Below are 25,188 nucleotides of genomic sequence, written 5' to 3'. Positions count from 1 at the left end.
AAGATCGCAGCCTGCGGCAGCTCCTACAGAGGCACGCAATTCCCTGTAGGAGCTGCCGAAGGCTGCGATCTTTGAGCAGGCAACCCGATTCCAGATCATAAGAAAAGCCAACACATTTAAAAATTCCAGGAGCTTTCACCATGTCGTCGATTCGCCATTTCGCCTTGGCCGCCCTGGCCAGCGCCCTGTTTGCCGGTTCCGCCGTTGCCAAGGATTACGAACTGCTTAACGTGTCGTACGACCCGACCCGTGAGCTGTACCAGGATTACAACGCAGAATTCGTCAATTTCTGGAAGAAAAGTAATCCCGGTGACAGCGTGAAAATCCAGCAGTCTCACGGTGGCTCGGGCAAGCAGGGCCGGGCGGTGATCGACGGCCTGCGCGCTGATGTGGTGACCTTGGCCCTGGCCGGCGATATCGACGAAATCGCCAAGCTCGGCAAGACCCTGCCGGTCGACTGGCAGAAGCGTCTTCCGGAAGCCAGCACGCCGTACACCTCGACCATCGTGTTCCTGGTGCGCAAGGGCAACCCTAAAGGCATCAAGGACTGGGGCGACCTGGTCAAGAACGACGTTTCGGTGATCACCCCGAACCCGAAAACCTCTGGTGGAGCACGCTGGAACTTCCTCGCCGCCTGGGCCTATGGCCTGAAAGCCAACGGCGGTGACGAAGCCAAGGCCAAGGAATACGTGCAAACCCTGTTCAAGCACGTACCTGTACTGGATACCGGTGCTCGTGGCTCGACCATTACCTTCGTCAACAACGGTCAGGGTGACGTGTTGCTGGCTTGGGAAAACGAAGCGTTCCTGGCGCTGAAAGAAGAGGGTGGCGCCGACAAGTTCGAGATCGTCGTGCCTTCGTTGTCAATCCTTGCCGAGCCTCCAGTGGCCGTGGTCGACAAGAACGCCGAGAAAAAGGGCAACGAGCAGATCGCCGAAGCCTACCTCAAGCATCTGTACAGCCCTGCCGGCCAGGAAATTGCCGCGAAAAACTTCTATCGTCCACGTGACAAGGATGTGGCTGCCAAATACGCCCAGCAGTTCCCGAAACTGGACCTGGTGACCATCGACAAGGACTTCGGCGGCTGGAAAACCGCGCAGCCGAAATTCTTCAACGACGGCGGCGTATTCGACCAGATTTACCAGGCGCAGTAATCTTAAATAGCCATCAAGGAGCCTCGAATCGCGATTCGAGGCTTTGTGCATTCTCAACCAAGGACTTTTATGTCGCGTCGTATCTCCCCCGTCATACCCGGCTTCGGGCTGACGCTGGGCTACACCTTGGTGTACCTCAGCCTGATTGTGCTCATACCATTGGCGGCGATGTTCGTGCATGCCGCTCAACTCACCTGGGATCAGTTCTGGGCAATTATTTCGGCGCCACGGGTATTGGCGGCGTTGAAACTGAGCTTCGGCACCGCCCTTTATGCCGCAATCATCAACGGCATCATTGGCACACTGCTGGCCTGGGTGCTGGTGCGCTATACCTTCCCTGGGCGCAAAGTCATTGATGCAATGATCGACTTGCCTTTCGCATTGCCTACCGCCGTGGCCGGTATTGCACTGACCGCGCTGTACACCCCCACCGGTCTGGTAGGTCAATTTGCAGCGGATCTGGGTTTCAAGATCGCCTACACCCCCCTGGGCATCACCTTGGCCCTCACTTTTGTGACACTTCCATTCGTAGTACGTACGGTACAGCCGGTGTTGGCCGATATTCCCCGTGAAGTGGAAGAAGCGGCGGCGTGCCTGGGTGCCAAACCCTGGCAAGTTGCCCGTCATATCCTGCTGCCGGCACTGCTGCCGGCCTGGCTCACCGGTTTCGCCTTGGCCTTTGCCCGCGGGGTTGGCGAGTACGGTTCGGTGATTTTCATCGCCGGCAACATGCCGATGAAAACCGAGATCCTGCCGCTGCTGATCATGGTCAAGCTCGACCAGTACGATTACACCGGCGCTACCTCCATTGGTGTACTGATGTTGGTGGTTTCCTTCATTCTGTTGCTGCTGATCAACTTGCTGCAGCGGCGCATCGAAACCCCATAAGGAGGCGCGAACAATGTCCCAATCGTCTATTGCTGCCGCCTCTTCGGCCAACGCTGCCCGCCGTGGCAGTGCAACGTCGCGGCGAATCCTGATCGGCCTTGGCTGGCTGATTTTTGCGCTGTTCCTGTTACTGCCGCTGTTTATCGTGGTGTCCCAGGGTTTGAAAAATGGCCTGGGTGCGTTCTTCACCGCGATCTTCGAACCTGACGCACTGTCGGCGCTGAAGCTTACGGTGATTGCCGTACTGATTTCGGTGCCCTTGAACCTGGTGTTCGGCGTCAGTGCCGCATGGTGCGTGAGTAAGTACTCGTTCCGCGGCAAAAGCATGCTGGTGACCCTGATCGACCTGCCATTCTCGGTATCGCCCGTTATCGCCGGTCTGGTCTATGTGCTGATGTTCGGCGCCCAGGGGCTATTCGGTCCGTGGCTGCAGGATCACGACATCCAGATCGTGTTCGCCTTGCCGGGCATCGTGCTGGCGACGATTTTCGTCACCGTGCCGTTCGTGGCCCGTGAGCTGATCCCACTGATGCAGGAACAAGGCACTCAGGAAGAGGAGGCCGCGCGTTTGCTCGGGGCCAATGGCTGGCAGATGTTCTGGCACGTCACCGTGCCCAACATCAAATGGGGCCTGATTTACGGCGTGGTGCTTTGCACTGCGCGGGCCATGGGTGAATTCGGTGCGGTGTCGGTGGTTTCCGGGCACATTCGCGGGGTGACCAACACCTTGCCGCTGCACGTCGAGATCCTCTACAACGAATACAACCACGTGGCCGCGTTCGCCGTGGCGAGCCTGTTGCTGATCCTGGCGCTCTTCATCCTGCTGCTCAAGCAGTGGAGCGAAAACCGTATTAACCGCCTGCGCGCCAGCGCCGCGGAGGAATGATTTCATGTCGATCGAAGTGCGTAATGTCAGCAAGAATTTCAATGCGTTCAAGGCGCTGAATGACATCAGCCTGAACATTCAGAGCGGTGAGCTGGTGGCGTTGCTTGGCCCGTCCGGCTGCGGCAAGACCACGTTGCTGCGGATCATCGCCGGCCTGGAAACCCCGGACCAGGGCAATATCGTGTTCCACGGCGAAGACGTCTCCGGCCACGACGTGCGTGATCGCAACGTCGGTTTCGTGTTCCAGCACTACGCCTTGTTCCGCCACATGACGGTGTTCGACAACGTCGCGTTTGGCCTGCGCATGAAGCCGAAAAACCAGCGCCCGAGCGAAAGCCAGATCGCAACCAAGGTTCACGAACTGCTGAACATGGTGCAGTTGGATTGGCTGGCTGATCGCTATCCGGAACAACTCTCCGGTGGTCAGCGTCAGCGTATCGCCCTGGCCCGTGCCTTGGCGGTGGAGCCCAAAGTGCTGCTGCTCGACGAACCCTTCGGCGCTCTCGACGCCAAGGTCCGTAAGGAGCTGCGGCGCTGGTTGGCGCGCCTGCACGAAGACATCAACCTGACGTCCGTTTTCGTGACCCACGACCAGGAAGAGGCGATGGAAGTCGCTGATCGCATCGTAGTGATGAACAAGGGCGTGATCGAACAGATCGGCTCGCCGGGTGATGTCTACGAAAATCCAGCCAGCGATTTCGTCTATCACTTCCTCGGCGATTCGAACCGCCTGCATCTGGGCGAAGACAATCACGTGCTGTTCCGTCCGCACGAAGTGTCGCTGTCGCGGCATGAACTGGAAGATCACCATGCGGCCGAAGTGAGGGATATCCGTCCGCTGGGCGCGACCACTCGCGTGACGCTGAAGGTCGAAGGGCAGAGTGATTTGATCGAGGCCGAAGTGGTGAAGGATCACGACAGCCTGATCGGCCTGGCGAAGGGCGAGACGCTGTTCTTCAAGCCGAAGGTCTGGCAGAAAGTCGCCAACATCTAAAGCTTCGTCGGAACGCCGCCCGGAGCAAGCCCGCTCCCACCTTTGACCGAGTTGTTCTGACTGACTCGGTCAAAGGTGGGAGCGGGCTTGCTCGCGAAGGCGTCTTACGCCGCAGCGTTGTTCTGACGCAAACGCACACCCCCCGCCCGCGTCTCGATCTGCTCTTTGAGTTCATGGCGCACCCCCAGCATGAACGCCAACTCAACCACCACAAACAACGGCCCGACAATCAACCCCGTCACATCATCGACAAACGCCGGTTTGCGTCCTTCGTAGTGATGCCCGACAAACTGAATCGCCCAGCCAATCACGAACATCCCGATGCCGCTCGCCAGCCAGACCAGCGTGCTTTGCTGCGCGAGTGCCTGACCGGCCCAAACGCACAGCCCCAGCAACACCGTCATCAGCACGCCGAGGCGCAACTCCAGGCGCAGGTAGAACCACGCCGACGCCAGTGACACCAGCACCGCGGGCGAAAGCCAGCCGCCGGCCCATTGCGGACGGGACAACAAGACCGCCACTGCCACGACGATCAATGGAATGCCGACGAAGTGGGTGGCGATGTTGCGCGGGTCGCGGTGGTAGGCGGCGTATTGACTGAGATGGTCAACGAGGCTTTTTTTCATTGTTATTCCTCCTGTAGGGTGACTGATCATGCCTTGGGGCCATTTCACGCTCTGTCAGCCAGGCGACAATCTCTAGGAGTTTTGATGGATAAGCAGGACTGGCGTGCGCGCCTGATGCGTGGTCAGTGGTTCAGCCATCTGCCTGTGTCCCTACAGGATAGTCTGCTGGGTGCTGCGCGGGTGCGGCACCTGTCAGCGGGTCAGCGCCTGTTCCAGCGTGGCGATCCGCCCTGTGGGCTGTACGCGGTGCTTGAAGGTGCGGTGCGCGTCGGCGCCGTCAACGAGCAGGGCAAGGAGGCATTGCTGGGCCTGGTGGAATCGCCTAACTGGTTCGGCGAGATCTGCCTGTTCGACGGTCAGCCACGTACCCATGATGCGTTTAGCGTGGGGCAGAGCACGCTGCTGCACCTCCCGCAAACGGTGTTGCTCAAGATGCTCGACGAACAACCCGGGCACTGGCGGCAACTGGCATTGCTGATGAGTCAGAAACTGCGCATGACCTTCATCAATCTCGAACAGTTGAGCCTGTTGCCGGCCCCGGCCCGGCTGGCGCATCGCTTGCTGATGATCGCCGAAGGCTACGGCCAGCTCGACGAACCGCGTCGCGTCCTGCAACTGCCGCAAGAACAGCTTGCTGCCATGCTGTCGCTGTCGCGCCAGACCACCAACCAGATCCTCAAGGATCTGCAGGGGCAGGGGATATTGCGTCTCGGGTATGGCGAGATCGAAATCCTCGATGTGCAACGGTTGCGGGCGTTGGTTGTTGTTTAAGGGTGGGCTTTACCGGCGAACGCGCTTAGCCTGTCAGAACGACAATCGAGGTGTGCCATGCGTGTACTGCTAGTGGAAGACGAACCAGGACTTGCCAAACGTCTGGCCAGCGGCCTGAGCGAGGCGGGGTTTGCGGTGGATGTGGCGGTCAATGGGATGGACGGCCGGCGCTTTATCGAGGATGGCGAATATGAGCTGATTATCCTCGACGTCATGCTGCCAGGGCTCAACGGTTGGCAGTTGCTGCAACAGATCCGCAAGCTCGGCGCAACCCCTGTGCTGTTCCTCACCACCAAGGACGGCATCGAGGATCGCCTGCGCGGGTTGGAATTGCACGAGGATGATTACCTGCTCAAGCCGTTTGCCGTGAGTGAGCTGGTGGCGCGGGTGCGCAAGTTGTTGCGGCGGGATCGGGGGCGCTGAGTGGTTTGTGTGGTGCCTGTCCGGGCCTCTTCGCGAGCCCGCTAGTGAAGAGGCCAGACGAGACAACCAACCTCCTGGATCAATCACCGCAACCCATCCCGAAACTGCCCCGGTGTCATCCCCGTCCAGCGCTTGAACGCGCGGCTGAAGCTGCTGGTATCGGCAAACCCCAGCAAATAGCTGATCTCACTCAATGAGCATTGCGGATCACGCAGGTGCAGCAACGCCAGGTTCTCACGGCTTTCGTTGAGCAGCGTATCGAACCGGCAACCCTCATCCGCCAGGTGCCGTTGCAGGCTGCGCAGACTCAGGTGCAGAGCCTTGGCGATGTGTTCGGCGCTGGGTTCGCCTTCCGGCAATTGCTCTTCAATGGCGTCGCGGACCTTGCGTTCCCACGTCAGCGGTTTGAGCTGCGCGAGGGTACGGTTGAGCACGGTTTCGTTGTGTTCGGCCAGTTCCGGATTGGCATCGTCCAGGTGACTGTCGAAATCAGACAGCGCGAACTCCAGCCGATCCTCGCCGGTGGCGAAATACACCGGTGAGCGAAACACCTTGTGCCATTGGTGCGGGTCCGCTGGCTCAGGGCGACGCAAGTACACCGCCAGCGGTGCATAGTCGCGGCCCAGGCGATTGCGGCAAGTGCGCACATAAATCGCCACGAAGGCGTCGATGGCTTCGAAGGCCGGGGCTGGGTTGCCTGGCGGGATTTTCAGATGGAAACAGTAGCGGTCATCGGCGCGGGTCAGTTCCAGTTCCAGGGCGTCACTGACCACCTGGTGATAGCGCACGATACGTTCGAAGACTTCCCGCAGGCTGCCGCTGGCCACCAGAGCATACCCGAGCGCGTGGAATGTAGTGGGGCTGACAAAGCGCGAGACGCGCAGGCCAATCGCCGGGTCGCCGCTGACCTGCACCGCGATTTCCCACAGGCGCGTGGTGCCGGACAACGGATAGCGCGCATTCGGGTCGTCCATCAGTTGCGGGTCGAGCCCGGCCTGCTGGCACAGGGCGGTGCTGTCGAGGCCCAGGGCGTCGAGTTGCTTGCGCAGGGCGCGGGTCCAGCTGGCGAGGGAGGTCGGTTCAGTCATGCTGATTGGCGCTTCCGGTCAACAGGTTGGCGTTCTCGGCTACCGCTCCAGGCGTGTGAAGCGGGCAGGATGCGAACATCAATAACCAGAGGATGGAAGCATGCAAGGTACTTCTGCAAGTCCCCAGCGACTGAATGCAGCTGCGCGATCGGCACATATTCGCCAAGTGGTGCTGGCCAAGGGCGTCGAACTGCGCGAGCGTTACCCGATTCTCAAGCACCAGGACGCCTTGGGCGCGGGCATCCTGGCCTTCGCGCTGGCCGGCATGATCGGTTCCGCAGCGCTCTACATCGAGGGCTACATGGCCTGGTGGGTGTGCTTGCTGCTCAATGCTTTTTTCGCTTCCCTGACCCACGAACTCGAGCACGACCTGATTCACAGCATGTACTTTCGCAAGCAGCGGGTGCCGCACAACCTGATGATGGGCCTGGTCTGGCTGGCGCGTCCGAGCACGATCAATCCGTGGATTCGTCGTCACCTGCACCTCAATCACCACAAGGTATCCGGCTCCGAGACCGACATGGAAGAGCGCGCCATCACCAACGGCGAGCCTTGGGGTTTCGCGCGGTTGTTGATGATTGGCGACAACATCATGTCGTCGTTCATCCGCATGCTGCGGGCCAAGACCTGGACGATGAAGCTCAGCATCATCCAGCGCACCCTGAAGGTCTATGCACCGCTGGCGCTGATGCATTGGGGCGCGTGGTATGTGTTTCTCGGCTTCCACGCCGCGAACGGCCTCGCCTACCTGATGGGCACGCCGATCGAGTGGTCGGCGACCACGGTGTCGGTGATGAGCGTCATTGATATCGCCGCGGTGGTGATCATCGGCCCGAATGTGCTGCGCACCTTTTGCCTGCACTTCATCAGTTCGAACATGCACTACTACGGTGACATCGAGCCAGGTAACGTCATGCAGCAATGCCAGGTGCTGAATGCCTGGTGGCTATGGCCGTTGCAGGCGTTCTGCTTCAACTTCGGCAGCAGCCACGGGATTCATCACTTTGTGGTGAAGGAACCGTTCTACATCCGCCAGATGACCGTGCCGGTGGCGCATAAGGTGATGCGTGAGATGGGGGTGCGGTTCAATGATTTCGGGACGTTTGCGCGGGCGAACCGGTTTGTGCGTGAGGAAGAAGCTCAGGGTGAAACCGTAGAGGGCGTGCGCGTCTGATGGCCTCATCGCTGGCAAGCCAGCTCCCACAGAAACCTCTGGTGCACACATGATTTTGTGTACGACGTCGATCCTGTAGGAGCTGGCTTGCCAGCGATAGCGACTTTTCAGGCAACATCAATCCGGCTGAAATGGCGGCTCGCCCAATATTCGGTCGCTGCAGCCCTTACAGAGCAAGGGCGCGGTAGATCACGCATTTTTAATATTCGTTTTTGGTCTATGTATAACGTTAAAAATTACTTTCGGAGATAAGCATTTGACTCGATGATTACGCCATCGGGTAGCGATTTTGCTCGACCTCGGGCAACCCATCGACTTCAGGATTCATTAAACCGACACCTATTTAGCGTGAAACGTTTATACGAGGCATTCACCATGACGTTATTGATCAAGCTGTCGGTGATCACCGCGCGCTGACCGTTTTTCAAGTTTCCTGGGGCCGTCTCCTTGGCAGGGTGCGGCCCCTTTTTTTTACCTGTAGGAGTTGGCTTGCCAGCGAAAGCGGTTTGTCAGGCGGTAGCTCTCTGACTGGAAGGACGCCTTCGCTGGCAAGCCAGCTCCTTCAATTCTTATATTCGATACAGGTCTTAATAAATATCTTCTTATTCCTTAACGAATATAAATCCCGTCCCTATACTCGACCAGGAACAGACACGCAGCAGGAGAGCTTCCCCCATGCGCAACGAATCAATTCGCTACCTGATTGTGCCGGGCTGGCAAGGATCGCCAGAAGATCATTGGCAAAGCCATTGGCAAAACAGTTTGCCGAACAGCGCACGGGTGGAGCAGGCGGACTGGCTGACGCCGCGCCGTGAAGACTGGGTGGCGGCGCTGGCCGAAGCCATTGCAGCCGACAGCACTCCCGTCATCCTGATCGCCCACAGCCTTGGCTGCATTACCGTCGCGCACTGGGCGGCTACGGCGCCAGTGCAGTTTCTGCGTCAGGTACGTGGTGCCTTGCTGGTCGCGCCAGCGGACGTCGAACGTCCGGCTTGCGCGCCGGCGCTGCGCAATTTTGCACCGATTCCAACCGACCTTTTGCCGTTTCCCAGCCAGGTTGTCAGCTCTGACAACGACAGCGCCGTCAGCGCGCCGCGGGCTCTGGAGCTGGCGCGTAACTGGGGCGCGGAAGCGGGAATCCTGGCGGGTGCCGGGCACATCAATGTGAAGTCGGGTCATCAGCGTTGGGAGCAGGGTTTTGCCTATCTCTATCGTCTGCAAAACCGCATGGAACACCACGCCCTGCGTCGCGCCTGAACCTTTTGTTTTTTTCAACGCCCCCGTCCTCTGGCGGTTTTGGGCGGGAGTCTGCCATGAGCTTTGAAACCTTTGGCCAGCCACTGCTGACCTTTCCCGATGCTGAAAAAAGTCCCCTGAGCATTCGCGCCAAGGCGCTGGTATTCGTCGACCCGCGCTCGCGGCAATTACGCCAGGAGCTGGAACAGCTGGCACCGCGCTCGATCCCGGTACTGATCCGGGGTGAAACCGGCAGCGGCAAGGAACTGCTGGCCCGGCACATCCATCGCGCCAGTGATCGCGGCGGTTTGTTCGTCTCGGTCAATTGCGGAGCTATCAGCCCAACCTATGCCGATGCCGAATTGTTCGGCTATGCCGCCGGCAGCTACAGCGGTTCTGCCAGCAGCCGCGCCGGTTGGTTCGGTTCGGCCAACGGTGGCACGTTGTACCTGGATGAAATCGGCGACCTGCCGCTGCCGATACAAATCAAATTGCTCGCCGCCCTGGAAAACCACGAAGTGATCCGCGTCGGTGCGCATCAACCGAGCCCGGTGGACGTGCGCCTGGTCGCCGCTACCAGTATCGACCTGGCCCAGGCTGTCGCCGCCGGGAAATTCCACGAGCGGCTCTACCACTACCTCAGCGAAGGTCAGCTCGAACTACCGGCACTGCGCGACCGTGTGGGCGACATCCTGTCGCTGGCTGAATACTTCCTCGGCATCTACAGCCAGCGCCTGGACCTGCCGGTGCCGTTGATCAGCGAGGCCGCGCAAGCCGTGCTGGAGCGACATAGCTGGCCGGGCAATACCCGTGAGCTGGAAAACGTCATTCACTTTGCGCTGTTGGTGAGTACCGGCGACGAGATTTTGCCGGAGCATTTGAATTTGCCTGATGAAGGCCTGAAGCAGGTCGAACAGCAGCTCAAGCGGATACTCGGCAGCGGCTCCACCACTGAGAAAGAAGCCTTGAAACGCCTTCTACAAAACGCCGGCCTCCTGTAGGAGCTGCCGCAGGCTGCGATCTTTTGATTTTCAGCTGCCTTGAGGTCACAAAGGAGCAAAATCAAAAGATCGCAGCCTGCGGCAGCTCCTACATGGGCTGTGGCGATGTATGAACAAAATGGAATATGAAAGTGAATAAAAGATATTGTTCGGGAATAAAAAATCCCGGTATTGTCCGCGTCACGCCAGCGATAGCACTTCGCTGGCACCTAAATATCTAGCCGTCGCCACAAGCGACTGTGATTTTCGATAAGGACACTGCATGAAAAAGGTTCTGTTGTTCACCGCACTGGCGGCTGCCCTGACTGCGGGCCTGGCACAGGCTGGCGAGAAACTGGTGGTTGCGGCGACCCCGGTTCCACACGCCGAGATTCTCGAACTGATCAAGCCAACCCTCGCCAAAGAAGGCGTGGACCTGGAAATCAAGGTTTTCACCGACTACGTTCAGCCGAACGTGCAGGTCGACCAGAAGCGTCTGGACGCCAACTACTTCCAGACCCTGCCGTACCTGAAGAGCTTCAACGAAGGCAAAGGCACTCACCTGGAAACCGTGATCGGCGTTCACGTCGAACCGTTCGGTGGCTACTCGAAGAAAGTCAAAACCCTGGCCGAGCTCAAAGACGGCGCGACCATTGCCATCCCTAACGAAGGCAGCAACAGCGGCCGTGCCTTGATCCTGCTGCAGAAGGCTGGCCTGATCGAGTTGAAAGACCCGAAGAACGCCCTGGCCACGCCTAAAGACATCGCCAAGAACCCGCACAACTTCAAGTTCAAGGAGCTTGAGTCCGCCATGCTGCCGCGTGTACTGGACCAGGTTGACCTGGACATGATCAACACCAACTACGCGCTGGAAGCGGGCCTGAATCCGGCCAAGGATGCACTGGTGATCGAAGGTGCCGATTCGCCTTACGTGAACTTCCTGGTGGCTCGTCCTGATAACAAGGACAGCGTCGCCATCCAGAAATTGGCCAAGGCCCTGACCAGCCCGGAAGTGAAAGCATTCATCGAGAAAAAGTACAGCGGCGCGGTTCTGCCAGCGTTCTGATTCGCGAGGTAAACCCGTTCCAGGTTTCCAACGCCGACGGCTGATACAGCGTCGGCGTTTTTTATTGGACCCATTCAAGAAATCGCTTCGTCTCCAAAACTAGCAGTTCTGCTAGGTGCCTTGATCCTTCTGGCAGTGCAAGCTAAATGCCTCCAATGGAGGTGCTCACAATGCTGACAAGCCTGTTGTGTCGCTATCGCTATGACGCTCTGGATCAGTTGATTTGGCGTGAGCCTGTCGGGAAAGAAAAGCTGCAACGATTTTACCGACGCGAGCATCTGGTCACCGAGCTGCAGGGGCCGGCCGGCCAGGGTGTGTTCCAGCACGACAGGCATTTGTTGGCGCTGCACTTACACCAGGGTGCTGCGTTCAATCGCCAGTTGCTGGGCACTGATCAGCAGCGATCTGTGTTACAGCTTGTCGATTGCGGTGGAACGGTGCATCAGGTTTATGCTCCCTATGGTCACCGACATGCCGATACGCGCCCTGGAAGTTTGCTGGGATACAACGGCGAGGCGCTCGATCCGGTCACCGGGCATTACTTGTTGGGCAATGGCCATCGGGCGTTCAATCCGGTGTTGATGCGGTTCAACAGCCCGGATTCCTTGAGTCCGTTCGGTCAAGGCGGGTTGAACGCCTATGCCTACTGTCAGGGGGACCCGCTGAACTTCAGGGATCCGACGGGCCAAGAGGCCGAGCCAAACTGGCAACCCTGGTTTTTCCTTGCAATGTCGGCCCTTAATTTTGTTTCGGCTGGAGTCGGGCTTTTCTCGGCAAGGCTCGCTGTCACCGGTTCAAAAATCAAGAGTGCTCCGTCTTCTGCATCGCTCTCGAAACAATCCAACCATGCCGGCATGGTCGGGGCTGTGACAGGATTTATCGGGGGCGGGGTGGGGGTGGTGAGGTCCGCGCTGAATGCCACGGATCCGGATAATTCCGCTCAGGATCCTCTGCTCATCACACTGGCCGCTTTTAGCGTGTTGTCCTTTACGGCTTCAGCTGCTTCGGTGTTTTACAGCATGCGTGCTGACAAGATGAACAGAATTGAAGGCGTGAAGGTTGCCTACAGTGGGCCAAAACCAGGGAACAATAAAAATCCTATGGCAGCTTCGCCGGTATCGCCAAAAACAGATCGTGTAAAAGACATTCGTCGTCATTCCATTTAGATCAGGCGCAACATCGATACATCAATCCGGCCAATACCACGCGGGCTCATCCAGCATGCGCTGTCCGACAATCCCGGTTTGCCCGAGGTTTTTCTCCAGCACGATGCAATTGCACGCCGGGTCTTCCTGTAACGCCGAAATCAGGCGCCGCGCATGGGACACCACCCACACCTGGCACTGCTCCGACGCCCGGATAATCAGGCGCGCCAACGCCGGCAGCAGATCCGGATGCAGGCTGGTTTCCGGCTCGTTCAGCACCATCAATGTCGGCGGCCGGGGCGTCAGCAGTGCCGCCACCAATAGCAAATAACGCAGCGTCCCGTCCGACAACTCCGCCGCGGACAACGGCCGCAACAAGCCTTCCTGATAAAACTCGATAGCAAAACGGCCGCCGGCCAGCGGTTCGATGTGCAGTCTTGCACCGGGAAATGCGTCGCTGATTGCGTTGCGCAATGCTTCGGGGTCGCCGATTTCGATAATGGTCTGCAATGCCGCGGCCAGGTCCCGACCGTCGTGGTGCAGCACCGGCGTACGCGTACCCAGTTGCGGCTGACGCACCGGTGCGTCGGCGTCGCTGCGAAAGTGATCGTAGAAGCGCCAGCGGCGGATGAACTCGCGCATCTCCAGCACCTCTGGCGAGTTACGCAGGCACCCGACCTGATCGAACAGGCTGTCGAAATTCGGCGTGTGCTGAGCCAGCACGTCCCAACTGCGGTTGGCTCGAGTACGGACCATCGGGCCGTCGCGGTCCACCAGAAGACTTGCTGGACGATAGAACGGTCCGGCCCAGAGACACTCGCGCTTGATTTGCGGGTCGAGGCTGAAGCGTGAGGGGATGGGCGCGTCGTGCCCGGGTAGCATGAAATGGCCATTGGAGTCGGGCAATCCCAGGCTGATCGAGTATCCGAATTCTTCTCCGGTAAATCCCAATCGCAGACGCTTCACGCCCTGTCGCACCGTCGCCTCTACCGGCACTTCGCCATTGCGCATGCGCCGGGTGATGGTTTCCGGGCCGGCCCAGAAGGTCGAATGAAGTCCACCCTCGCGAGCCAATGCATTGACCACGCCACCCTGAGCCGTTTCCGCCAACAGGCGCAGTGCGCGGTAGAGATTGGATTTGCCACTGCCGTTGGGGCCAGTAATCAGGTTCAACCGACCCAGCGGAATGACCAGTTTGTTGATCGAGCGGTAATTGGCCACCGCGAGGGTCTTGAGCATGAAGGACGATCTCTGTAGGCGCTGCCGGAGACTGCGATCTTTTGATCTTTATCATTTAAATGCAAAAGATCTCAGCCTTTCGCAGCTCCTGTGTAGGAAATGACGATTATTGCGTGGGCGAAGGTTAAACCCTGTTCTAAGCTCACATGCGAATCGCGCCCGTTAAACGCAAAGGAGTCTGCATGGTTGGTCCCGGAATGAAAATAGCGCTTGGCCTGAGCCTTTTGGCCTTGCTGAGCGCCTGCAGTGAAGAGGCGCCGGTCGAAAAGAACCGGCCCCGGGTTTTCGTGCAAGAGGTCAAGCTGGCCGACTACGCCGTCAACATCACGTTGACCGGTGATGTCCAGGCCCGGGTGCAGACCGAGTTGTCGTTCCGCGTCGGGGGCAAGATCATCCAGCGTATGGTGGATGTCGGTGACCGGGTCTCGGCCAGGCAGGTACTCGCCAGGCTCGATCCCAAGGACCTGCAGACCAACGTCGATTCGGCCCAGGCCCAGGTCGTCGCGGAGCAGGCCAAGGTCAAGCAGAACGCCGCGGCCTTTGTGCGCCAGCAGAAATTGTTGCCCAAGGGCTATACGAGCCAGAGCGAATACGATTCCGCCCAGGCGGCCTTACGCAGCACCCAAAGTTCGCTGGCGGCTGCCGAGGCACAACTGGCCAACGCCCGTGAACAATTGAGCTACACCGCGTTGATCGCCGACGCACCGGGCGTGATCACTGCGCGGCAGGCCGAGGTCGGCCAGGTGGTGCAGGCCACGGTACCGATTTTCAGCCTTGCCCGGGACGGGGATCGGGATGCGGTGTTCAACGTCTACGAGTCGCTGCTGGCCGAGCCACCGTCGGACAGGGCGGTGGTGGTCAGTCTGCTGGATAATCCGGCGGTCAAAACCACCGGGACCGTGCGGGAAGTCACCCCGGCCGTCTCCGAGCAAACGGGTACGGTGCAGGTCAAAGTCACCCTCGACAGCTTGCCGCCAGGGATGCAATTGGGCTCGGTGGTGAGTGCCACCGCCAATACCCGAGGTAAATCCGCCGTCGAGCTGCCGTGGTCGGCGCTGACCAAAAATGTCAGCGAGCCGGCGGTGTGGCTGGTGGATGGGGAGGGCAAGGCGCAATTGCACAACGTCAAGGTTGGCCGCTACCTGACCGGTAAAGTCATCATCAGCGCCGGTCTGACCGGCGGTGAAAAAGTCGTCATCGCGGGCGGTCAGTTGCTGCACCCCGGTGTGACGGTGGAAATCGCCGAAGACACCTACAAGGATTTGTCTGTGGGGGCTGCGCAATGAAGCGTCTATTAGTGGTGCTCGCCGGTATGATGCTGCTGGCCTGCTCGAAAGAAGAACCCGCCCCGGAAATGGTGCGTCCAGTGTTGTCGATCACGGTCAAGGCCCTGGATGAGCAGAATCTCGGGCGTTTCGCGGGCAGCATCCAGGCCCGCTATGAAAGCAATATCGGTTTCCGAGTGCCGGGGCGCATTGCCAGTCGCAGCGTCGATGTCGGTGCCGAAGTCGACAAAGGGGCCTTGCTCGCCACGCTTGATCCCACCGATCAGCAGAACCAGTTGCGTTCGGCCGAGGGCGATCTGGCGAGTGTCCAGGCACAACTCATCAATGCCCAGGCCAGCGCCCGGCGACAGCAGCAATTGTTCGATCGCGGGGTGGGCTCCCAGGCGCAGCTCGACAGCGCACTCACCGACCTGAAAACCACCCAGGCCTCGCTTGACCAGGCCAAGGCCGCGGTCAGCCAGGCCAGGGACCAGCTCAACTACGTCGAGTTGCGCGCCGATCACAAGGCCGTGGTCACGGCGTGGAGTGCCGAGGCCGGGCAGGTCGTCACCGCGGGTCAGCAGGTGGTCACTTTGGCGCAGCCGGACATCAAGGAAGCGGTGATCGACCTGCCCGACACCTTGATCGACCAGTTGCCCGCCGACGTGGTGTTCCAGGTTGCCTCGCAACTGAACCCGAACATTGCCACCACGGCCATTGTGCGTGAAATCGAACCCCAGGCCGAAAGCGCGACCCGTACCCGGCGCGCACGCCTGACGCTGACCGAAACACCGCCGGCGTTTCGCCTCGGCACGGCGATCAGCGTGACCTTGAGTAGCGCAATCAAGCCGCGCATCGAGTTACCCCTGAGTGCCTTGCAGGAGGTCGACGGCAAAAACCGCGTCTGGGTCATTGATGCGCAGACGCAAACGGTTTCTCCAAGGGACGTCAGCATCGTCAGCCGTACGCAAAATACGGTGGTGCTGGCCAACGATATCAAGGCTGGCGAGCGAGTCGTCAGTGCCGGTGTGAACAGCCTCAAGCCGGGGCAGAAAGTGAAAGTCGATGAGGGCAACCCACAATGAAAGGGAGTTTCAACTTATCCGAATGGGCCCTCAAGCATCAGTCGTTCGTCTGGTATTTGATGTTTGTTTCTCTGCTGATGGGCGTCTTCTCGTACCTGAACCTGGGTCGCGAGGAAGACCCGTCGTTCACCATCAAGACCATGGTGATCCAGACCCGCTGGCCCGGTGCAACCCAGGAAGAAACCCTCAAGCAGATCACCGACCGTATCGAGAAAAAGCTCGAGGAGCTTGATTCCCTCGACTACGTGAAAAGTTATACCCGCCCGGGCGAGTCGACGGTCTACGTGTACTTGCGCGACACCACCAAGGCCAAGGACATCCCGGAAATCTGGTACCAGGTGCGCAAGAAAATCGGTGACATCCGCTACTCGTTTCCCCAGGGCATTCAGGGGCCGTCGTTCAACGACGAGTTCGGTGACGTGTTTGGTTCGATCTACGCCTTTACCGCCGATGGCCTGTCGTTGCGCCAGTTGCGCGACTACGTCGAGCAGGCGCGCGCCGATATCCGCGGTGTGCCGGGGCTGGGCAAGATCGAGATGGTCGGCCAGCAGGATGAAGTGCTCTACCTGAATTTCTCGACACGCAAACTGGCGGCGCTGGGCATCGACGAACAGCAAGTCGTACAAGCCCTGCAGACCCAGAACGCCGTGACGCCGTCCGGGGTGATCGAAGCCGGTCCGGAGCGGATTTCCGTGCGCACGTCCGGGCAGTTCATTTCCGAGAAGGATCTGGCCAACGTCAACTTGCGGCTCAATGACCGTTTCTATCGCCTGGCCGATATCGCCGATATTCGCCGTGGTTACGTCGACCCGTCGACCCCGGAATTTCGCTTCAATGGCCAACCCGCCATCGGTTTGGCCATTGCGATGCAAACGGGCGGCAACATCCAGGACTTCGGCAAGGCCCTGCACCAGCGCATCAATGAGCTGACGGCCAATCTGCCGGTGGGCGTCGGTGTGCACAACGTGTCCGATCAGTCTGTCGTCGTGGAAGCGGCCGTAGGCGGGTTCACCAGTGCGTTGTTCGAAGCCGTGGTGATCGTGTTGGTGGTCAGCTTCATCAGTCTCGGCGTACGCGCGGGGCTGGTGGTGGCGTGCTCGATCCCACTGGTGCTGGCGATGGTCTTTGTGTTCATGGAATACAGCGGCATCACCATGCAACGGATTTCCCTCGGCGCATTGATCATCGCCCTCGGACTCCTGGTGGATGACGCGATGATCACCGTCGAGATGATGGTCTCGCGTTTGGAGCTGGGCGAAACCAAGGAACAGGCCGCGACCTTTGCCTACACTTCGACCGCCTTCCCGATGCTCACCGGTACACTGGTAACAGTGGCGGGTTTCGTCCCCATTGGCCTCAATGGCAGCTCGGCCGGTGAATACACCTTCACCCTGTTTGCGGTCATTGCAGTGGCCATGTTGGTCTCGTGGGTTGTCGCGGTGTTGTTCGCCCCGGTGATTGGCGTGCACATCCTCAGTACCAATGTGAAGCCGCACTCGGCAGAGCCCGGGCGCCTCGGGCGGGCGTTCAATGGCGGCCTGCTGTGGAGCATGCGTAACCGCTGGTGGGCGATCGGCATAACGGTGCTGCTGTTCGGGTTGTCGGTGGTCGGCATGCGCTTTGTGCAGAACCAGTTCTTCCCGGCCTCGGATCGCCCGGAAATCCTGGTGGATCTGAACCTGCCACAAAATGCCTCGATTGATGAAACCCGCAAAGCCGTGGATAAACTTGAAGCGACCCTCAAGGGCGACCCCGACATCGTGCGCTGGAGTACCTACATCGGCCAGGGCGCGATTCGTTTCTACCTGCCCCTCGACCAGCAACTGCAGAACCCTTACTACGCACAGCTGGTGATTGTGAGTAAAGACTTCGAGACGCGCGCAGCCCTCAGTGACCGCCTGCGCGAACGCCTGCGCAAAGACTTCGTCGGCATCGGCAGTTTCGTCCAGGCCCTGGAAATGGGCCCACCCGTGGGGCGGCCGATCCAGTACCGCGTCAGCGGCCCGGACATCGACCAGGTGCGCAAGCACGCGATAGATCTGGCCAGCCAACTGGACAAAAACCCGCACATCGGCGAAATCATTTTCGACTGGAACGAGCCAGGCAAGGTACTGCGCATCGACATCGCCCAGGACAAGGCGCGCCAGCTCGGCTTGTCGTCCGAGGACGTGGCGAACCTGATGAACAGCATCGTCAGCGGCTCGACGGTGACCCAGGTCGACGACGATATCTATCTGATCAACGTGGTCGGTCGCGCCGTGGACGCCGAGCGGGGCTCACCGGATACCCTGCAGAACCTGCAGATCCTCACACCGGGCGGCACCTCCATTCCACTGCTGGCGTTTGCCACCGTGCGCTACGAACTCGAGCAACCGCTGGTGTGGCGTCGGGACCGCAAACCGACGATCACCATCAAGACGGCGGTCATCGGTGATATCCAGCCAACCGATCTGGTGACCCAGCTCAAGCCGGATATCGAAAAATTCGCCGCCTCGTTGCCGGCTGGCTACAAGGTCGCCACGGGCGGTACGGTGGAGGAAAGCGCCAAGGCCCAGGGGCCGATCAACAAGGTGGTGCCGTTGATGGTGTTCCTGATGGCCACCTTCCTGATGATTCAGTTGCACAGCGTGCAGAAGATGTTCCTGGTGGCCAGCGTCGCGCCGCTGGGCTTGATTGGCGTGGTGCTGGCGCTGGTGCCGACCGGAACGCCGATGGGCTTCGTGGCGATCCTCGGCATCCTGGCGCTGATCGGTATCATCATCCGCAACTCGGTGATCCTGGTGACCCAGATCGATGAGTTCGTGGCACAAGGTTCGTCACCCTGGGATGCGGTGGTGGAAGCTACCGAGCATCGTCGTCGACCGATCCTGCTGACCGCGGCGGCGGCGAGCCTGGGCATGATCCCGATTGCCCGGGAAGTGTTCTGGGGGCCGATGGCCTACGCGATGATCGGCGGGATCATCGTCGCCACCTTGCTGACGCTGCTGTTTTTACCGGCCTTGTATGTGGCCTGGTACAAGATTCGCGAGCCGAAGAAAGAAGTACGCTAAGACGAGCGTTGCGCGCTCATCGCGGGCAAGCCCGCTCCCACAGTTGATCGCGTAGTTATGAACAACGCGATCCCTGTAGGAGCGGGCTTGCCCGCGATGGCGTCAGTACTGACTACGAAGACTTGCGCCAGACACTCGCCAACCAAGGCTGCTGCTCGCGCGGCAGCCCTGCCGGCCGGTAGTAATGCTCCAGCTCCACAAAGCCCGCTTCGGTCAGCAATTGCTGCCATGCCTTCAGGTCGTGATACGACCCATAGCGCGGCCCGTTCCAGCCTTCCTGGTTGTCGCCACGGGGATTGGAGCTGAACAACACACCACCAGGCTTCAATGCCGCGCGCAGTTCTTTCAATACCCGGGGCAGCTCCTGGCGCGGGATGTGAAACAACACCGCATTGGCAAAAATCCCATCGAAGCGTTCCTGAGGCAAATCCAGCTTCAGGAAGTCCTGCTGCCAGACCTCGCAACCGCTGTCTTCCCGTGCCATTTGCGCAAACTTCTGCGAGCCATCAAGGCCCACCGCCGTGTGGCCCATGCGCGTAAAGGTCTGCAGGTCGCGACCGGGACCGCAGCCGAAATCGAGAATGTCGAACGGCGGCTCACCCTGGATATTCCGCAACAGCGCGTCGATGTTCTGGCTGACATCGTGATCGCGGGTGCCTTCGCGGAAACTTTCGGCCACCGAGTTGTAATGGCCCAGGGTGGTGGCGGTGATCTGCTCGAGGTCGGCGGGGGTCTGTTTCATGGTCGGCTGCGCAGGCAATTGGTATCTGCCGAATATACGCCATCAAGGCAGGGGCTGCTGCGCAGCCATTCGCCGAAGTGTATACATGCCCTGCGGTGCGATCTTTTGATCTTGATCTAACGTTTGTTCAATCCCCGAGCCAACCGATCCCCACCCAACTGAATCACCGCCACCAACGCCACCAGCAACACAATCACCGTCAGCATGATCTGGCTATCGAACCGCTGATACCCATACCGATACGCAATGTCCCCCAACCCACCGGCACCAATCGCCCCCGCCATGGCCGATGAGTTGATCATTGTCACCAGGGTGATGGTGAAGCCCCCGACAATCCCCGGCAACGCCTCAGGCAACAGCACATGCCAGACGATGTGCCCACGTCGGCAGCCCATGGCTTGCGCTGCTTCGATCAAGCCGTGATCGACCTCGCGCAAGCTGACTTCAGCGATGCGTGCAAAGAACGGCGTAGCGGCGATGGTCAATGGCACCACGGCTGCCCAAACGCCGTACGTGGTACCGACGATCAAGCGGGTGAACGGAATCAACGCCACCATCAGGATCAGGAACGGAATCGAGCGGAACAGGTTTACGAAGGCACCCAGTGCGCGGTTAAGCGCCGGGGCTTCGTAGATGCCGCCCTTGGAGCTGGTGACCAGGATCACCGCCAGCGGAATGCCCGCCAGCAGTGCAATCAACGACGACACGCCGACCATCAAGAACGTATCGATGAATCCCTGCAGCAAGCGATCAAACCACATAGCCCAATACCTCTACCTGTTGCGCCCACTGGCCGGCGCATTGACGCAATTCTTCGACGCCCAGGGACGAGCCCGTCACGGCCAGCAGCAGTTGCCCAAGCGCGTGTCCCTGAATCCGTTCCACGCCACCCTGCAGCAAGCGCACGCGGCCACCGAGTGCACTGAACAGTGCGGCAAGGTCCGGTTCGGCCTGGGCCGTTCCGGTGAACTGCAGGCGCAGTACCACCGCGTCTTCTGCGGTCTGCGGTTGCGGATGCAAGCGGCTTTGCAGTTCTGGCGGCAGGGCGTGTTGCAAGGGGGCGAGCAAGGTCTTGCTGACCTCATGCTGCGGGTTGCCGAAGACTTCCCAGACGAGCCCCTGTTCAACGATTCGACCGTGTTCCAGCACCACGACGCGATCACAGATCTCGCGGATCACCGCCATTTCATGGGTGATCAGAATGATCGTCAGGCCCAGGCGCTGATTGATCTCTCGCAGCAGGCCGAGGATCGATTGTGTGGTCTCCGGGTCCAGTGCCGAAGTGGCTTCGTCGCACAGCAGAATCGCCGGGTCGTGAACCAGGGCGCGGGCGATGCCTACGCGCTGTTTCTGGCCGCCGGACAGTTGCGCCGGGTAAGCCTTGTGCTTGGCTTGCAAGCCCACCAGTTCCAGCAGTTCACGAACCTTCTGCTCGCGCTTTTCCTTGGGTACACCGGCGACTTTCAGCGGCAGCTCGACGTTCTGCCAAACCGTCTTGGCGGACATCAGGTTGAAGTGCTGGAAGATCATGCCGATGCGCCGACGCAACGCCACCAGACGGTCTTCATCAAACTCGCCGATGTCCACCTGATCGATCAGCACGCGCCCCGACGTCGGTTGTTCGAGGCGGTTGATGGTGCGGATCAGCGACGACTTGCCGGCGCCGCTACGACCGATGATTCCGAACACTTCACCGTGCTGGATCGCCAGGTCGATGCCCTGCAACGCGGCCACCGGTCCTTGCTTGCCGTCATAGGTTTTACCCAGGCCGATAAAGCGCACGTGAGCGCGGTTCAGGTCCGGGTGCAGTTCGGTCTGTTCAGCTTTCTGGGGCTCCGGAATATCCAGTCGCCGTTGGATCGCAGCTGTCATGCTCAGCTCTCCCAACCGGCCTGGTAGAGCTTGCCGTGGGCTTTATCCAAGGCTGCGCGAACGGCTGGCGAGTGCTGGTAGATGTCGACGAACTTGATCAGGCGCGGGTCGGTTTTGCTCTTCGGCTGGATTACGAACTGGATCACGTATTCCTTGTGGTCGAGGCCGTCGAACAGCAGGGCAGAACCGGCATCGAAGGTCTTTGCCAGGCGGATGTAAGCCGGGTAGCCCTGGACGAGATCGGCGTCGTCATAGGCCCTTACCAGTTGCACGGCCTCGACTTGCAGGATCTTGATGTTCTTCGGGTTGGCGATGATGTCTTCTTCGGTGGCCTTGTAGCCGACCCCCGGTTTTAGCGTGATCAAGCCGGCCTTGGCCAACAGCTGCAAGCCACGTCCGCTGTTGATCGGGTCGTTGGCGATGGCCACGCTGGCGCCTTGCGGTAGCTCGTCGAAGCTTTTGTACTTCTTGGAGTAGAGACCGACGTTGTTGATGATTCCCGGTGCGAAGGGCACCAGGTCGAACCCGGAGGCATTCTTGGCGTTTTCCAGGAACGGGATGTGTTGGAAGTAGTTCACGTCGATGTCGCCGGCGGCGAGGCTGACGTTGGGTGCGATCCAGTCGGTGAACTCCACCAATTCGACTTTCAGGCCTTGTTTGCCGGCCTCTTCTACGGCCGCTTCCAGGGGAATGGCGAAGGCGGCGGTGGTGCCGATTTTCAAAGGCGCGTCGGCGGCGAACACCGTAGAGCTGAACAGGCCGAGGGCCAGGGCCAGTGCTTTGACTGGGTTAGAGAGGTGGTGCTTGGTCATGATATTTTTTCCAGTCAGTGCATAAGATTTTTGGTGTTTGGTCGGGCCTCTTCGCGAGCAGGCTCGCTCCCACAGGGGAGTACATTCCAAATGTGGGAGCGAGCCTGCTCGCGAAGCTTTTAGCGGCGAAACGCGGACCCGGTATGTTGCTCAGGCAAATGTGCGCCCTCGTTGAACAGCTTTTCGCGCAAGCTGCCATTGTCGTAAGCAGTCTTGTACGACCCACGCCGTTGCAACTCCGGAATCACCAGTTCAATGAAATCCACATAGCTTTCCGGTGTGACGATGCGCGTCAGGTTGAAGCCGTCCAGGCCGGTTTCGGCGATCCACGATTCCAGCTCATCGGCCACTTGCCCGGGCGAGCCGACCACGGTGATGTAGCGTCCGCCGAGGGCGTGTTGCTCCAGCAATTTGCGGCGGGTCCAGTCGTTGTTCTGCAGGTTCTTGGTCGCCGACTGGATCGAGTTGCTCTTGACGTACTGGATCGGTTCGTCGATGGCGTACTCGGAGAAGTCGATGCCGGTAGACGCCGAAAAATGCGCCACGCCGGCCTCGGCGCTGGCGTAGCTCAGGTATTCGGCGTGCTTGGCCCAAGCGAGTTCTTCAGTCGCGCCGACGATCACGTTCAAGCCCATGAACACTTTGATGTCCTCAGGGTTGCGCCCAGCCTCGACGGCGCTGGCGCGAACCTTGTCCACCTGGATTTTGGTCGACGGCTTGTTCGATCCGCTGATAAACACGCACTCGGCGTGGCGCCCGGCGAACAGCAAACCGCGATCGGAACTGCCCGCCTGGAACAGCACCGGCGTGCGCTGCGGTGACGGCTCGCACAGGTGGTAACCCTCGACCTGGTAGAACTCGCCCTTGTGTTCGACCTTGTGTACTTTTTCTGGCGCAGCGTAGATGCGTTGCTGCGGATCATTGAGTACCGCGCCGTTTTCCCAACTGCCTTCCCAGAGTTTGTAGAGCACCTCCAGGTATTCGTCGGCTTGGTCGTAGCGGCGGTCATGCTCGACTTGTTCGTTCAGGCCCATGGCCTTGGCCGCGCTGTCGAGGTAACCGGTGACAATGTTCCAACCGACTCGACCGCGACTCAAATGATCCAGCGTCGACATGCGCCGCGCGAACAGGTACGGCGGTTCGTAGGTGAGGTTGGCGGTGAGGCCGAAGCCAAGGTTTTTCGTCACCGCGGCCATCGCCGAAACCAGCAGCAACGGGTCGTTGACCGGCAGCTGGATCGATTCTTTGAGCGGCACGTCCACCGAGTTCTGGTACACGTCATAGACACCGACGATATCCGCGATGAACAAGCCGTCGAACAGTCCGCGCTCCAGCAACTGTGCCAGTTCGGTCCAGTATTCGATCGCCTTGTACTGGGTCGAGGTGTCCCGTGGATGCGTCCACAAGCCATGGTTGATGTGCCCGATGCAGTTCATGTTGAACGCGTTGAGCAGGATCTTCTTTTTCGCCTTGGCCATCAGATGGTCCCCCGCAGTGGCGGGTTTTCATCGTTGAGGTAGTAGTTGCCGACTGCGTGATATTTCCAGCGAACCGGGTCGTGCAGGGTATGCACCCGGGCGTTGCGCCAATGGCGATCCAGACCGTGCTCGACCAGGGTGGCCTGGCTGCCGGCCAGTTCGAACAGCGTAGTGCCGGCGGCGAGGGAAATTTTAGTGCTGATGGCACGGGCTTCGGCGACGGCGATCGACGCGGCGGCGACGGTCTCGGCGCGGGTGTCGGCCTGGGCCTTGTCGAGCAATTCACCAGCGCGCTCAAGCAAGGCTTCGGCAGCGTGCAGGCGAATGCTCAAGTGGCCGAAGCTCTTGAGGGTCAGTGGGTCGTCGCTGGCTTTTTCATGGGTGGCGTCGATCCATGGCCGGGTCTTGGTGCGCACGAAATGCAGCGCGTCTTCATAGGCCGCGCGGGCGATGCCGGTGTCGATGGCGGCATGGAGAATCTGCGCCAGCGGGCCGACCGGTGTCGGCCGCTCGAAGGCGGTCTGGAACGGGATCACGTCTTCGGCGGCCACAAAGACCTCTTCGAACACCACCGAGCCGCTACCGGTGGTGCGCTGGCCGAAGCCGCTCCAGTCGTCGATCACCGTCAGGCCCTTGCTGTTGCGCGGGACGAAAGCCAGTTGCTGCACGCCGTTTTCATCGATCACCGAGGTCGGGATGCGCTGGGCGTAGATCGCACCGGTGGCGTAGAACTTTCGACCGTTGATGCGATAGCCATCGCCATCGCGTGTCAGACGGGTGACGCGATCATGGGCGGTTTTAGTCCCCAGCTCTGCCAGTGCATTACCGAAGCGCTGGCCGGCCAATACTTCGGCGTACAGGCGCTTTTTCTGCGCTTCGCTGCCATTCACGCGCAGCACTTCCAGCGCATAGAAGTGGTTCTGCGGGATTTGCCCGAGGGAACCATCCGCTTGGGCGATCAGTGCGATGACCTTGGCCAGGGTGACGTTGGAAACGCCCGCGCCGCCGTACGTCTTCGGCACGCTGATGCCCCACAGGCCCGAGCGGGAGAACACCTCCAGCTCGGGGTGCGGCAAGCGACGTTCGCGGTCGCGCAGGGCGCTGTCGCGTTTGAAATCTTCGGCCAGATCGCTGGCGACGATCAGGGCTTGCTCATCGCTGGTGATGATTGCGACGTGTTGAGAAAGGGTCATGTGTTTCTCCAGAGCTCTGGT

General features: G+C 59.9%; 23 protein-coding genes. 14 read left to right on the top strand and 9 right to left on the bottom strand.

Features of this window, described 5'->3' with window-relative positions; all coding sequences use genetic code 11:
- Positions 1–140: 140 nt before the first annotated feature.
- The 4 genes from CGA21_RS24445 (at position 141) to CGA21_RS24430 (ending at position 3,922) form a co-directional block, all read left to right on the top strand.
- Complete coding sequence (locus CGA21_RS24445; protein ID WP_110751810.1) at positions 141–1,154, top strand: sulfate ABC transporter substrate-binding protein; 1,014 nt, start codon at positions 141–143, stop codon at positions 1,152–1,154.
- 69 nt (positions 1,155–1,223) lie between these two features.
- Positions 1,224–2,042 (top strand): sulfate ABC transporter permease subunit CysT, encoded by an 819-nt coding sequence (gene cysT / locus CGA21_RS24440; protein ID WP_008055402.1) that lies wholly within the window; start codon positions 1,224–1,226, stop codon positions 2,040–2,042.
- Positions 2,043–2,055: 13 nt separating this feature from the next.
- Entirely contained in the window at positions 2,056–2,928 is an 873-nt protein-coding gene (gene cysW, locus CGA21_RS24435) for a sulfate ABC transporter permease subunit CysW (RefSeq protein ID WP_008055400.1), read from the top strand.
- Positions 2,929–2,932: 4 nt separating this feature from the next.
- Positions 2,933–3,922, top strand: coding sequence for a sulfate/molybdate ABC transporter ATP-binding protein (locus CGA21_RS24430; RefSeq protein WP_188265208.1), 990 nt, complete (start codon positions 2,933–2,935; stop codon positions 3,920–3,922).
- A 104-nt stretch (positions 3,923–4,026) separates the two neighbouring features.
- Here CGA21_RS24430 and CGA21_RS24425 read toward each other — a convergent pair whose 3' ends face one another.
- Positions 4,027–4,548: a DUF962 domain-containing protein gene (locus CGA21_RS24425; protein ID WP_188265207.1), complete on the bottom strand. Its 522-nt coding sequence runs from the start codon at positions 4,546–4,548 to the stop codon at positions 4,027–4,029.
- 84 nt (positions 4,549–4,632) lie between these two features.
- On the opposite strand from CGA21_RS24425, the gene CGA21_RS24420 reads away from it, so the two are divergent.
- Positions 4,633–5,319 carry a Crp/Fnr family transcriptional regulator gene (locus tag CGA21_RS24420; protein WP_110751816.1) on the top strand — a complete coding sequence of 229 codons (687 nt, stop codon included), beginning with the start codon at positions 4,633–4,635 and terminating at the stop codon, positions 5,317–5,319.
- A gap of 57 nt (positions 5,320–5,376) precedes the next feature.
- Entirely contained in the window at positions 5,377–5,742 is a 366-nt protein-coding gene (locus tag CGA21_RS24415; protein ID WP_110751818.1) for a response regulator, read from the top strand.
- Between the two features lie 83 nt (positions 5,743–5,825).
- On the opposite strand, the gene CGA21_RS24410 is transcribed toward CGA21_RS24415, so the two are convergent.
- Positions 5,826–6,830, bottom strand: a complete 1,005-nt coding sequence (locus CGA21_RS24410; protein ID WP_188265206.1) for an AraC family transcriptional regulator — start codon at positions 6,828–6,830, stop codon at positions 5,826–5,828.
- A gap of 100 nt (positions 6,831–6,930) precedes the next feature.
- Here CGA21_RS24410 and CGA21_RS24405 point away from each other — a divergent pair, with 100 nt between their 5' ends.
- From CGA21_RS24405 to CGA21_RS24385, 5 genes are all read left to right on the top strand, one after another.
- Positions 6,931–8,004, top strand: a complete 1,074-nt coding sequence (locus tag CGA21_RS24405; RefSeq protein WP_110751822.1) for a fatty acid desaturase — start codon at positions 6,931–6,933, stop codon at positions 8,002–8,004.
- A 675-nt stretch (positions 8,005–8,679) separates the two neighbouring features.
- The gene (locus CGA21_RS24400) at positions 8,680–9,261 is read left to right on the top strand and encodes an alpha/beta hydrolase (RefSeq protein ID WP_007972928.1); all 582 of its coding nucleotides are present in this window, start codon (positions 8,680–8,682) and stop codon (positions 9,259–9,261) included.
- Positions 9,262–9,317: 56 nt separating this feature from the next.
- Positions 9,318–10,241, top strand: a complete 924-nt coding sequence (locus tag CGA21_RS24395) for a sigma 54-interacting transcriptional regulator (protein ID WP_110751824.1) — start codon at positions 9,318–9,320, stop codon at positions 10,239–10,241.
- Between the two features lie 262 nt (positions 10,242–10,503).
- Positions 10,504–11,286, top strand: a complete 783-nt coding sequence (locus tag CGA21_RS24390) for a MetQ/NlpA family ABC transporter substrate-binding protein (protein WP_007972924.1) — start codon at positions 10,504–10,506, stop codon at positions 11,284–11,286.
- A 170-nt stretch (positions 11,287–11,456) separates the two neighbouring features.
- Entirely contained in the window at positions 11,457–12,452 is a 996-nt protein-coding gene (locus CGA21_RS24385; RefSeq protein WP_188265205.1) for an RHS repeat-associated core domain-containing protein, read from the top strand.
- Between the two features lie 21 nt (positions 12,453–12,473).
- Here CGA21_RS24385 and CGA21_RS24380 read toward each other — a convergent pair whose 3' ends face one another.
- Positions 12,474–13,670, bottom strand: coding sequence for an AAA family ATPase (locus CGA21_RS24380; protein WP_110751828.1), 1,197 nt, complete (start codon positions 13,668–13,670; stop codon positions 12,474–12,476).
- A 182-nt stretch (positions 13,671–13,852) separates the two neighbouring features.
- Here CGA21_RS24380 and CGA21_RS24375 point away from each other — a divergent pair, with 182 nt between their 5' ends.
- From CGA21_RS24375 to CGA21_RS24365, 3 genes are read left to right on the top strand one after another with little or no spacing between them, the layout of a single operon-like run.
- On the top strand, positions 13,853–14,956 hold the full coding sequence (locus tag CGA21_RS24375; RefSeq protein WP_110751830.1) for an efflux RND transporter periplasmic adaptor subunit: 1,104 nt from the start codon (positions 13,853–13,855) through the stop codon (positions 14,954–14,956).
- Positions 14,953–16,020: an efflux RND transporter periplasmic adaptor subunit gene (locus CGA21_RS24370; protein ID WP_110751832.1), complete on the top strand. Its 1,068-nt coding sequence runs from the start codon at positions 14,953–14,955 to the stop codon at positions 16,018–16,020. The genes CGA21_RS24375 and CGA21_RS24370 overlap by 4 nt, the downstream gene beginning before the upstream one ends.
- Positions 16,017–19,070 (top strand): efflux RND transporter permease subunit, encoded by a 3,054-nt coding sequence (locus tag CGA21_RS24365; RefSeq protein WP_188265204.1) that lies wholly within the window; start codon positions 16,017–16,019, stop codon positions 19,068–19,070. The genes CGA21_RS24370 and CGA21_RS24365 overlap by 4 nt, the downstream gene beginning before the upstream one ends.
- A 112-nt stretch (positions 19,071–19,182) precedes the next feature.
- Here CGA21_RS24365 and CGA21_RS24360 read toward each other — a convergent pair whose 3' ends face one another.
- The 6 genes from CGA21_RS24360 to CGA21_RS24335 all read right to left on the bottom strand — a co-directional run bounded on the left by CGA21_RS24360 (position 19,183) and on the right by CGA21_RS24335 (position 25,167).
- The gene (locus tag CGA21_RS24360) at positions 19,183–19,812 is read right to left on the bottom strand and encodes a class I SAM-dependent methyltransferase (protein WP_188265203.1); all 630 of its coding nucleotides are present in this window, start codon (positions 19,810–19,812) and stop codon (positions 19,183–19,185) included.
- A gap of 116 nt (positions 19,813–19,928) precedes the next feature.
- The gene (locus CGA21_RS24355) at positions 19,929–20,573 is read right to left on the bottom strand and encodes a methionine ABC transporter permease (protein ID WP_008057629.1); all 645 of its coding nucleotides are present in this window, start codon (positions 20,571–20,573) and stop codon (positions 19,929–19,931) included.
- Positions 20,563–21,684 carry a methionine ABC transporter ATP-binding protein gene (locus tag CGA21_RS24350; RefSeq protein ID WP_188265202.1) on the bottom strand — a complete coding sequence of 374 codons (1,122 nt, stop codon included), beginning with the start codon at positions 21,682–21,684 and terminating at the stop codon, positions 20,563–20,565. The genes CGA21_RS24355 and CGA21_RS24350 overlap by 11 nt, the downstream gene beginning before the upstream one ends.
- 2 nt (positions 21,685–21,686) lie before the next feature.
- Positions 21,687–22,496: a MetQ/NlpA family ABC transporter substrate-binding protein gene (locus CGA21_RS24345; protein ID WP_188265201.1), complete on the bottom strand. Its 810-nt coding sequence runs from the start codon at positions 22,494–22,496 to the stop codon at positions 21,687–21,689.
- Positions 22,497–22,615: 119 nt separating this feature from the next.
- Positions 22,616–23,974 (bottom strand): LLM class flavin-dependent oxidoreductase, encoded by a 1,359-nt coding sequence (locus tag CGA21_RS24340; RefSeq protein ID WP_188265200.1) that lies wholly within the window; start codon positions 23,972–23,974, stop codon positions 22,616–22,618.
- On the bottom strand, positions 23,974–25,167 hold the full coding sequence (locus tag CGA21_RS24335; protein ID WP_188265199.1) for an SfnB family sulfur acquisition oxidoreductase: 1,194 nt from the start codon (positions 25,165–25,167) through the stop codon (positions 23,974–23,976). The genes CGA21_RS24340 and CGA21_RS24335 overlap by 1 nt, the downstream gene beginning before the upstream one ends.
- Positions 25,168–25,188 lie beyond the last annotated feature (21 nt).

It is taken from the genome of Pseudomonas sp. PSB11, assembly GCF_014596605.1.
Classification (GTDB): domain Bacteria; phylum Pseudomonadota; class Gammaproteobacteria; order Pseudomonadales; family Pseudomonadaceae; genus Aquipseudomonas; species Aquipseudomonas umsongensis.
Note: the sequence above shows the minus strand (reverse complement) of the source record. Positions and strands in the feature narration are given on the sequence as shown.

Bases quoted from the DNA above. Each gene is read 5' to 3' on its own strand.
- CGA21_RS24445 (WP_110751810.1), top strand. From the start codon at position 141: ATGTCGTCGATTCGCCATTTCGCCTTGGCCGCCCTGGCCAGCGCCCTG.
- cysT (WP_008055402.1), top strand. From the start codon at position 1,224: ATGTCGCGTCGTATCTCCCCCGTCATACCCGGCTTCGGGCTGACGCTG.
- cysW (WP_008055400.1), top strand. From the start codon at position 2,056: ATGTCCCAATCGTCTATTGCTGCCGCCTCTTCGGCCAACGCTGCCCGC.
- CGA21_RS24430 (WP_188265208.1), top strand. From the start codon at position 2,933: ATGTCGATCGAAGTGCGTAATGTCAGCAAGAATTTCAATGCGTTCAAG.
- CGA21_RS24425 (WP_188265207.1), bottom strand. From the start codon at position 4,548: ATGAAAAAAAGCCTCGTTGACCATCTCAGTCAATACGCCGCCTACCAC.
- CGA21_RS24420 (WP_110751816.1), top strand. From the start codon at position 4,633: ATGGATAAGCAGGACTGGCGTGCGCGCCTGATGCGTGGTCAGTGGTTC.
- CGA21_RS24415 (WP_110751818.1), top strand. From the start codon at position 5,377: ATGCGTGTACTGCTAGTGGAAGACGAACCAGGACTTGCCAAACGTCTG.
- CGA21_RS24410 (WP_188265206.1), bottom strand. From the start codon at position 6,830: ATGACTGAACCGACCTCCCTCGCCAGCTGGACCCGCGCCCTGCGCAAG.
- CGA21_RS24405 (WP_110751822.1), top strand. From the start codon at position 6,931: ATGCAAGGTACTTCTGCAAGTCCCCAGCGACTGAATGCAGCTGCGCGA.
- CGA21_RS24400 (WP_007972928.1), top strand. From the start codon at position 8,680: ATGCGCAACGAATCAATTCGCTACCTGATTGTGCCGGGCTGGCAAGGA.
- CGA21_RS24395 (WP_110751824.1), top strand. From the start codon at position 9,318: ATGAGCTTTGAAACCTTTGGCCAGCCACTGCTGACCTTTCCCGATGCT.
- CGA21_RS24390 (WP_007972924.1), top strand. From the start codon at position 10,504: ATGAAAAAGGTTCTGTTGTTCACCGCACTGGCGGCTGCCCTGACTGCG.
- CGA21_RS24385 (WP_188265205.1), top strand. From the start codon at position 11,457: ATGCTGACAAGCCTGTTGTGTCGCTATCGCTATGACGCTCTGGATCAG.
- CGA21_RS24380 (WP_110751828.1), bottom strand. From the start codon at position 13,670: ATGCTCAAGACCCTCGCGGTGGCCAATTACCGCTCGATCAACAAACTG.
- CGA21_RS24375 (WP_110751830.1), top strand. From the start codon at position 13,853: ATGGTTGGTCCCGGAATGAAAATAGCGCTTGGCCTGAGCCTTTTGGCC.
- CGA21_RS24370 (WP_110751832.1), top strand. From the start codon at position 14,953: ATGAAGCGTCTATTAGTGGTGCTCGCCGGTATGATGCTGCTGGCCTGC.
- CGA21_RS24365 (WP_188265204.1), top strand. From the start codon at position 16,017: ATGAAAGGGAGTTTCAACTTATCCGAATGGGCCCTCAAGCATCAGTCG.
- CGA21_RS24360 (WP_188265203.1), bottom strand. From the start codon at position 19,812: ATGAAACAGACCCCCGCCGACCTCGAGCAGATCACCGCCACCACCCTG.
- CGA21_RS24355 (WP_008057629.1), bottom strand. From the start codon at position 20,573: ATGTGGTTTGATCGCTTGCTGCAGGGATTCATCGATACGTTCTTGATG.
- CGA21_RS24350 (WP_188265202.1), bottom strand. From the start codon at position 21,684: ATGACAGCTGCGATCCAACGGCGACTGGATATTCCGGAGCCCCAGAAA.
- CGA21_RS24345 (WP_188265201.1), bottom strand. From the start codon at position 22,496: ATGACCAAGCACCACCTCTCTAACCCAGTCAAAGCACTGGCCCTGGCC.
- CGA21_RS24340 (WP_188265200.1), bottom strand. From the start codon at position 23,974: ATGGCCAAGGCGAAAAAGAAGATCCTGCTCAACGCGTTCAACATGAAC.
- CGA21_RS24335 (WP_188265199.1), bottom strand. From the start codon at position 25,167: ATGACCCTTTCTCAACACGTCGCAATCATCACCAGCGATGAGCAAGCC.